Here is a 9,154-nt window from a genome sequence, read left to right on the forward strand (position 1 = left end):
GCGATGAAGACATTACGACCACTGTGGGGCAGGGGTCAGATGATCTCCCCACAACATTTTCAACAGCAGGTGAACCAGGCGGCCTGGCAAAGCGAATGTATCGCCCGTCTGGGAGTGATGAATCCCTGGGGCGTCATCCGCGTCGAATTTGACGCCGCTCTGCTAAAGCAAGGGACACTGAAAGCCAGCCACCTGTACGTGCGCTTTCCTGATGGAACGCTAATTGACAGTGATAATGCTGATGCGCTGCCTGAAGCCATGGTCTTGCCGCAAGCGGACTGCCATGAATTAACGGTGGTGCTGGCGCTGCCCCATGAGCATGGCAACGGCGGCAACTGCCTGCAGGTGGAGCAACGTGCAGAGCGTCCGGTACGTTGGCGCCAGGCCTGGCGAGAAGTGCGCAACAGATATGGCGAAGACAGTCGACAAATTGCGGTGATGCTTGCGCAACTGACGCTGCGCGCTGCGGATGACGATAACGGCGATTATCAAACCGTCGGCCTCGCCAGGCTACGTCGCGACAGTCAGGAGTGCTGGTCGCTGGATGAGGACTTTATCCCACCGCTACTGAAAGTGTTAGCCAGCCGCTGGCTGCACGAACAGACGGAACAATTGACGAATCAGCTGCGCACGCGCCTGCAACGTCTGATGGCCATGCGCCGGGAGAGCAACGCCAGGATGGCGGATTTTGCGGTGGCGGATGTATCACTGTTCTGGTTGCTGAACGCGCTCAACAGCGCGGAGCCGGTGTTGAGCCATTTTCTGCGTCATCCCCAGGTACATCCGGAACGGCTGTATGAAGCGCTGGCCAGCCTGGCGGGCAGCTTGCTGACTTTCTCCCTTGACCACACCACGGCGGATATCCCGCCCTATCGCCATCAGGCGCTGACCGAAGTCTTTCCACCGCTATTCAAATTACTCGGCGTACTGCTCGAAGCCAGCCTGCCATCCCGGGTTGTGGCGATTGAAATGACGCACGATGACCGGCGTAAGCGCTGGCATGCCCGCCTGCACGATCCAAGGTTGCGCGAAGAAGCCGATTTTTATCTCTCGGTGCGTTCCGCGCTGCCTGCGTCGCAACTGCTGGAGCAATTTCCGCAACAGTGTAAAACCGGCAGCCCCGATGAGGTTGACCGGGTGGTCAACGGTTCGCAGCCGGGCATTCCGCTGAAAGCCATGAGCCATGTTCCCGCCGCTATTCCGCTGCGCCTTGAGAATCAGTATTTCACCCTTGATATGACTCATCCGGCGGCGCAGGCGATGCTGGCGGAAGGGAGTTGCGTCTTTTACGTGCCCGGCCTGCTGGGCGATCCTGAACTCGAACTGTATGCGGTGCTGCGCTCATGACCCAGGATATCAATATTGATGCTCTGCTGGCGGATAGCTGGCTAACGGTGACGGAACTGCGTCTTGGCGCCAAACTGGCCGAGGGGGAGGGGAAACTTCTTTGGCAGCGTTGTGTAGATAACATTGAACAGGTGATGGCGCAGCTGGTCGCCGCTGATGTCAGCGAGACGAACCGCCAGCACATCCTCTATGCGTGGTGCGCGCTGCTGGATGAAACCGCGAAAGGCCGCAAAGAGGAAGATGACGCCTGTATCGCCTGGTACGACCGGCCGCTTGAGGTCAAATATTTTGGCGGCATGGAAGCCGGAGATGCGCTCTATGAGCGTATACGCCAGACGTTGCGCGAACCGGCGCCGGATATAGTTGTACTGACCTGTTTTCATCGGGTACTGGCGCTGGGCTTTAAGGGGCGCTATAGCCTCAATGATCCGGCGCGCGCAGCGCTTGTCAGCGCGCTTGGCGAGCGCGTACCGCCGTTTGCGTGCGACCCGCATCTGCCGATACTGGCCTCCCTCTCCGGGCGCCGAGGCATGGCTGACTGGCTGCGCCGTTGGCCGGTTTGTCTTGGATTGTCGCTGGCGGCGGTAGCCGCGTTGTGGTTGGGATTAAACTACTGGCTGGATACCCTGGTGGCGGCGTTGCGACTGGGAGGCGGACAATGAGCGCGCGCTATCAGCGCCTGCTATGGCTGTGGGGCGGGCTGCTGGCGGTGTTGATGATCCTGCTGTTTCTGCCGTTATCCACCGGCGGCCGGGTGCTGGCTGTTGGGTTGACGGCGGCAGGCGTAGCGGCCGGGCTGGTCTACGTCGGGCGCCAACAACGTGAGCGACCTGCGGATGCCGACTGGCTGGTTGAGCTACCGTCGGCGCCGTATCGACAGCCGGTTGTGCTGGTCTGCGGCGACACGGCGGACTGGCCGGGAGAAGGGGCGGTTTACCGTACGGCGCAGGGTTGCTGGCTGAGAGTCGCCACCGCCGCGTTGCAGCAGACGGCGCGTTATTTGCAGCGTGAGCGGCCGGCGCTCATCGCCCAGCTGGCGGTGATGTACTGCGTGCAGCCGCAACAACATGATGATGACGCGGCGCTGACGGCCCGGTTTCGCGAGCTACGCTGGCAGCTTGCTCAGGTGCGGCGTGATACCCGTCGGGCGATACCGTTACTGCTGAACAGCACCCTGTTCGGCGCATCGCTGGAACCGTTATGGCAGACAGCGCGTGCCGAAGAGACGATGCAGATGTGGCTGCCTGACGGCGTGCCGTTCAGCAGCGCAAGCTGGCTGATGCAGGCTGATGGCGCTCATCGCCTGGCGGCGCTGGTGAGGATGAATGCGTTTGCCCGCTTTACGCAGCAGATAGCGTTTAGCGTACTGACGGCGGCCACCGACGATGTTCCCCCGATCGCTCCGGCGGTCGTACTGTATCATTTCACGCCAGCCGGGGCGCCTGCCGTGGCGGATAATCTATGGCAGCGTTGGCTGTCTGAGCATACTTCCCTCAACTCACTACCGGGCTGGTTGCCGAAAATTGCTGCCGATGCGCGGAAACTGCCTGATTTTATTTTGCCGATACTGCCGCAGGGCGGCGGCATTACGCCGAAAAGCCGTGCTCTGCGGCGGGCATTCTGTCTGTTCTCCCTCGCGGCTCTGATTGCGCTGTGTTGCAGCGCATGGAACAACCATCAACTCCTCCAGCGGGTTGGTTTTGATGTTCAGCGTTATGAACGGACGGCGATGGACGACCATGCAGCAAAAGCCCGCGCCGTACAGATTTTACGCCAGGATGCGGCGCAACTGGACGCCTTCGCGCGTGACGGCGCGCCGCTGGCGCTCAGCCTTGGGCTCTATCGCGGCGAGCGTCTGCGCCAGCCGCTACTGGAAGCGATTCGCTCTTACGTCCCTCCGCCTCCGCCGAAAGCGGTAGAAAAAATCGTGCCGAAAATTATCCGCCTCGACAGCATGTCACTTTTCGATACCGGCAAGTGGACGCTGAAACCGGGCTCCACAAAGCTGCTGGTGAACTCGCTGGTGGGGATAAAGGCCAGGCCAGGTTGGCTTATCGTCATCGCCGGGCATACCGACAGCGTGGGTGATGATAAATCCAACCAGACACTCTCTCTGAAGCGTGCCGAACCGGTGCGCAACTGGATGCGCGACACCGGTGACGTGCCGGAAAGTTGTTTTGCGGTACAGGGCTATGGCGAAAGCCGTCCTGTCTCCGGCAACGAGACGCAACAAGGCCGGGCACTCAACCGCCGGGTTGAAATTAGCCTGGTGCCGCAGGCTGATGCCTGCCGGGTTGCGACAACCTCCGCTTCATCCCCGGCGGATGGCGCTTTCTAAACCGACCATCTCATGACGCTCTGCGCGGACAGGTTTTCCTGTCCGTCGTTTTTGTTGCCGGGTACCGGGGTCAACACAATCTGCCCAACCTTGTGCGCTTTTGGGCTCCTTATCAACAGGAAACAGCGACGGGCGGTAGCGTGGCTGAAAGCGATGGAAGGGAGATAAAGAGAATGGCGTTTGATAAAGGAAAATAAACCATGAATGACATAAAGCCTTTGTTTTTCAACCACAGTCATCATCTTTTACAGGTGCATGGTTGTCACTCCTTGCTGGACGTTCTGTGCTTCGAAGGCGAGGAAAACTTAAGCGAGCCTTTCCGCTATACCATTGAATTTACCAGCATCGATCGTGCCATCACCCCGCAGCAGATGTTGCTGAAAAATGCCTCGCTGACCTTGCAGGCGCCGGTTGACCAGGGATTTGGCATTAAGATCCAGCAACCGGTGCGCGTTGTGCAGGGAGTGATCACCGCTTTTGAACGGCTTTCCACCTCAAAAGAGGAAACGCGCTACGCCTTGACGTTACAGCCGCGTCTGGCGCTACTGTCGAAGAGCCATCAGAATCGGATTTATCAGGACATGTCGGCGCCGCAGATTGTGGAGCACATCCTCAGAACCCGTCACCAGATGCGCGGTGAAGATTTTGTCTTTCAACTGGCGCATGAATATCCGCGGCGTGAACAGGTGATGCAATACGGTGAGGACGATCTGACTTTTATCTCCCGCCTGTTGGGCGAGGTGGGGATCTGGTTTCGTTTTATCGCCGATACCCGGCTCAATATTGATGTAGCGGAGTTCTACGACGACCAGCAACACTACGAGGCGGGGTTGGTATTGCCCTCGGTCGCCCCCTCCGGGCAGCATGACGGCGGGAGCGAATCGGTGTGGGATTTACAAAGCCGACACCGCGTGGTTGAGCGTTCGGTCTTCACCCGTGACTACAACTATCGTAACGCGCCGGAGGATATGAATCTCAATGTCAATGTCAGCCGGGGCGATAGTACCACCTACGGTGAAGCCTATCACTGGGCGGACAACTACCTGACGCCAGGTAATCGCTATCAGCATACTCCGGACCCGGAGAGCGGGGCCTTTTATGCCCGTATTCGCCATGAGCGCTATCTCAACCAGCAGACGCGGCTGAACGGAGAAACAAACTGTGCGGCGTTGTCTCCCGGACAGCAGCTAAAAGTGAGCGGCGGCGAGGAGGTGACGGACCTCTGGCGTCAGGGCGTGGCGATCACCGCTATTCACTGTCGCGCCCGCCGCGACCGCAGCTTCGAAGTGACATTTCAGGCCATTCCCAGTGTTGAGACCTACTGCTTTCGCCCGGCAATCATCAGCAAACCCAAGATGGCCGGGACGTTACCGGCGCGCGTCACCAGCACCAAAATCAACGATCTCTACGGCCATATCGATCGCGACGGACGTTATCGGGTGAACTTATTGTTCGACCGCGATCGCTGGCAGCCGGGCGAGGAAAGCCTGTGGGTGCGCCAGGCGCGCCCTTATGCCGGTGAAACTTTTGGCCTGCATCTGCCGTTGTTAGCGGGTACCGAAGTGGCGATCGCTTTTGAGCAGGGCGATCCCGATAGGCCCTATATTGCCGGCGCCCTGCACGATTCCACGCACCAGGACCACGTGACGCTCTACAACTACAAGCGTAACGTGCTGCGCACGCCGGCGAACAACAAGATTCGCCTCGATGATACACGGGGTAAAGAGCACGTTAAGGTCAGCACCGAATATGGCGGCAAGAGCCAGCTCAACCTCGGCCACCTGGTGGATCATCAGAACACGCCGCGCGGTGAAGGGTTTGAGTTACGCACCGATAGCTACGGCGCGATCCGCGCAGGCAAGGGGATATTTATCACCGCCGATGAACAGCTGAAAGCGATGGGCGCGACCGTGGAAATGGAGCCCGCGAGTCAATTGCTCGGCAGTGCCGTTGTTCAGCTCAACGACTGGCAGGAGATAGCCCGCACCCACTACAACACCCCGCCGGATGTCAGCACGTTAAAGCAGTTCGTTGGCAACGCCGTCAACCTCGCGAGCCCCGTCCTGCTAATGAGCGCGCCGAAAGGCATCGGCATCGTGACGGCGGAAACGACGCTGCTACAGAGTGGTAAAGGACTGTATCTGCAAAGCGCCAGCGATATTGCGCTGGCCAGCGGCAATCGGCTGTCGGTGAATACCAAAAACGCTATCTCGCTGCTGTCCCACCGCGAAGGGATGCGTATGGTATCGGTGAAAGGTCCGCTGGCGATAGAGTCGCACGGCGATACCCTGGCGCTCACTTCACTGAAGGATATTACCGTTCAATCAACGCAGGGACATCTGCAGCTTACCGCCAAAAATGGCATCACCCTGGGCTGCGGCGGCGGCTACATTCGCCTGACGCCGCAGGGAGAAATCCATCTTCACAGCCCCGGTCTGCTCAGTTTTAAAGGCACGCATAAGATGCAGGGGCCGGCCGGCGAGACGTTTCCGCTTCCCGATCTTCCCACATCGATATGTAAAGACTGCCTGATTCATGCGCAAGAACTGGCTCAGACCTTTGTTCCGCGTGCCGCCTGACAATCGCCCATTGATATAACTTACCCGGAGGAACAGACCTTGAAACCCATTATTCGGCAGGGTGATACCTTGCGTGAGCATGGCGGTACGGTGATCGGCGGCCATTACCTCTGTTTTGGTAAAGGTATCGCCTGTAAAGGCGACCAGGTGAGCTGCAATGAACATGGCCTGACGGTCATAGCCGAAGGAAGCTCGCTGTATGAAGTGGATGGTTCTCCGGTGGCTCTTGACGGACATCGTTGCGCCTGCGGCTGTACGCTGGTGAGCTCACGCCCTGATTGCGACGTCGCGCTATGAGACAGCTCACCGACTATCTGCCTTATAAAACCGCCACGCCGCCCCGCAACGGACGGTGGTTATCCGTCGGCGCGGGGCTGACGCTGATTAGTGGTGGAGGCGCGGCGTTAATGCCTGGTGAAGCGCGTGGCGGGGCGTTAATTACCGTCGCAATCGTTGGCGCCATGCTTTTGGTCTTCATCTTTTGGATGTTGCGTCTGCTTTATTACCGCCTGTCGGTCCACTATACCCAGTACTACCAGCAGTTGATCGATTTCGATCATCAGACGTGGTGGGCACGGCATCAATATAGCGTTGGGCTGGTGGAAACGGTGCTGCTGGGGCCGGTGGGGTGTGAACCCGAGCACTGGCATGCGCTGCTGAAGCGAGAACATCAGACGCCAAAAGAGAAACTGGAGGCCGGTGCGCGGGCGCTGCGGCTGATTCACTCGGATATCGTTGATATCGACCTGCGCGAACAGCAGCTGGCCAGGATGCTGGCGCAACAATGGCTGGCGCAGCGAGGCGAACCTCAACTTCCCTACCTAAACGGCTGTTACTGGCAGGGCAGCGAACCGGCATGGCGAGAATTTTGCGCCGAGCTGCGCAAGCGCTGTCCTACCGCTCAGTTGCCTCATATGGCTGAACCCTGGCAGGGCGAGGCCAGCTTATCGGAGATTACCGCACGAATGAATGCGGCCGGCGACGGATGTTTCATTCTGGTGGCGGGGTGCCAGTCGGTGGCGGTGACGGCGGATTCCGCGAGACCGGCGGGGGAATCCGCCGTGCTGTGGTTACTGGCTCGGGAGGGGGAGGCGAGACTGACCCGCGGCGAGGTTTATGAAGGCGCTGCGGTGGAAAATATCCAGCAGGTCTGTCAGCGGGCAATGCAGCAAAGCGAGGCCGAACGTCCGCCCGATCCCTGTATCGCATTCACGCAGCCGCAAATCCCGGAACTGGCGCAAAGCGGCTGGAACAGCAACCAGTTGCTGCAGGATGAAAACTGGGGGGAGGCGGGGCAGATGGAGCAGCTCATCACGATTACGCTGGCGGCGATATTTGCCTGTCGCTTTCATCAGTCTTGCGGCTGGATCGCCCGCGACCCGCGTCATCCTCTCTCACTGGGCATCGTCACCGCAGCAGTCCCGGCACCGCAACCTCAAGACAAGAAGGAATGAACATGTCGTTAATGAATCAGGAATGGATTAGCAAGCTGGAACAATTTGCGCGAAAACTCGCGCTGCGCGACGTCTATCTCATTGCCGATCAAGGTGTTTTAAGCAATCCGTTGTTGGATGGCTTAAATAGACTTTCTCCTCCGGTGCAGTGGTTCTCACTCTATCAGGGGCAACCGGAAGAGCCGCTGCTGGAGATGGCGCCTTTATTGATGCGGCTGGAGCCAGCTTGCTGGCAGCATCGTCAATGGATCGCCGATCTGATCGCCGCATTTTCCTACAAGCCGGGTCTGCTGATCATCCTCTCACCACTGAGTTTTTCAACGCTCGCCGCCCACTTGCGCAATCTGGCCGACGGCGCATGGGAAGACCGTTCTGGTCTGGTGCGTTATTACGATACCCGCATGTTCCCGTTGTTGATGCAGCATGTGCTCACTGAAGAACAAAAAGCATGGTTTTTAGAACCGGTTTATCTCTGGAGCTACCGCGATAGAGACAACAAGATCTGCTGGCTGGAAGGCGAATGTTCGCCAGTTCAGGCAGCGATCCCGGAGGCGATCAAGATTAATTTCAGCGATGAGCAAATGATGAAACTGGATGTCGCTATCGATGCCCAGCGATTTACGGTTTCTGAAAAATTCAGCACCTTTTTCGCCACCCAGGAGGACAAATTTAACACTCTTTGGCAGCTCGGCTGGCAGGCGCATCAGCAGAATTTTGTCGGCGATTTAGCTTCCTGGTTTGAAAGCCACTTTAAGGAATAAAACATCCTCCCTTTTGATAATCAATAGGTGATGATCAGTTCTGTATGGACACATCAATGATAAAGCATATCCGTATTTTGCCCGGCGGGCTGGCGGTGCTGACCGCCGGTTTTCTCTGCCTGCTGACGGCCTGCCGCGACTACAATCGCGACGGCATGAGCGGCGCTGATATAAATGTCTATAACCACGGCCCAGACGCCATTGTTTCGATGCAGGCGAACGGTTACGGCGGGCCTGGAGCTAATCCCTACGGCGGCGGCGGCGGCTTCTGCTGCGTCATGGTGCCTGATGTCTGGCGCCCGGGTTTGACGGCTAAAATCACCTGGACTTCCGATCCTAACTCCTGGATGAAATCAAGTGAGATGCCAGATGATTATGAGACTCACTATCAGAAACATGGGCCGATTATCGTCCCTATCGAACGCTGGGAAGAGGATCAGGCCTGTGGCTTTGATGTACATATTTTTCCCTGCGATAAGGTGCGGATAGTGCGTTCCTGTCATATGCGTGACTCTCCCGAATATCCGGTACAACCTGAACCTGACGAAGAAAAAAAAGCAGATAACGTTATTTTCAAACATATTAAGGAGGACGTTATATGTCCGACACCGCAGACTCCACGCTGAATGCCCTGAAGGCGCTTATTGCCGCCTTTCAGACCGGCGCCACCCCGGT

At 58.1% G+C, this 9,154-nt stretch carries 8 protein-coding genes; all 8 read left to right on the forward strand.

Going from position 1 to position 9,154, the window contains the following annotated elements; all coding sequences use genetic code 11:
• Nucleotides 1-3 precede the first annotated feature (3 nt).
• A complete protein-coding gene (gene tssK, locus ABLV17_RS07775) occupies nt 4-1,347 on the forward strand; it encodes a type VI secretion system baseplate subunit TssK (protein ID WP_271031555.1) in 1,344 nt (447 codons plus the stop codon).
• Entirely contained in the window at nt 1,344-2,009 is a 666-nt protein-coding gene (gene tssL, locus ABLV17_RS07780) for a type VI secretion system protein TssL, short form (RefSeq protein ID WP_271031556.1), read from the forward strand. Before tssK ends, tssL begins: the two co-directional genes overlap by 4 nt.
• A complete protein-coding gene (locus ABLV17_RS07785) occupies nt 2,006-3,685 on the forward strand; it encodes an OmpA family protein (protein ID WP_348854203.1) in 1,680 nt (559 codons plus the stop codon). The genes tssL and ABLV17_RS07785 overlap by 4 nt, the downstream gene beginning before the upstream one ends.
• A 200-nt stretch (nt 3,686-3,885) precedes the next feature.
• Nucleotides 3,886-6,264, forward strand: coding sequence for a type VI secretion system Vgr family protein (gene vgrG, locus ABLV17_RS07790; protein ID WP_271031558.1), 2,379 nt, complete (start codon nt 3,886-3,888; stop codon nt 6,262-6,264).
• A gap of 39 nt (nt 6,265-6,303) precedes the next feature.
• The gene (locus tag ABLV17_RS07795) at nt 6,304-6,561 is read left to right on the forward strand and encodes a PAAR domain-containing protein (RefSeq protein ID WP_087860650.1); all 258 of its coding nucleotides are present in this window, start codon (nt 6,304-6,306) and stop codon (nt 6,559-6,561) included.
• Complete coding sequence (locus tag ABLV17_RS07800) at nt 6,558-7,718, forward strand: hypothetical protein (RefSeq protein ID WP_271031559.1); 1,161 nt, start codon at nt 6,558-6,560, stop codon at nt 7,716-7,718. The genes ABLV17_RS07795 and ABLV17_RS07800 overlap by 4 nt, the downstream gene beginning before the upstream one ends.
• Nucleotides 7,719-7,720: 2 nt before the next feature.
• Nucleotides 7,721-8,479 (forward strand): DUF4123 domain-containing protein, encoded by a 759-nt coding sequence (locus ABLV17_RS07805; protein WP_271031560.1) that lies wholly within the window; start codon nt 7,721-7,723, stop codon nt 8,477-8,479.
• Nucleotides 8,480-8,535: 56 nt separating this feature from the next.
• Complete coding sequence (locus tag ABLV17_RS07810; RefSeq protein ID WP_271031561.1) at nt 8,536-9,105, forward strand: DUF3304 domain-containing protein; 570 nt, start codon at nt 8,536-8,538, stop codon at nt 9,103-9,105.
• Nucleotides 9,106-9,154: the final 49 nt, after the last annotated feature.

The organism is Klebsiella sp. CN_Kp091 (assembly GCF_040065095.1).
GTDB lineage: Bacteria > Pseudomonadota > Gammaproteobacteria > Enterobacterales > Enterobacteriaceae > Klebsiella > Klebsiella aerogenes.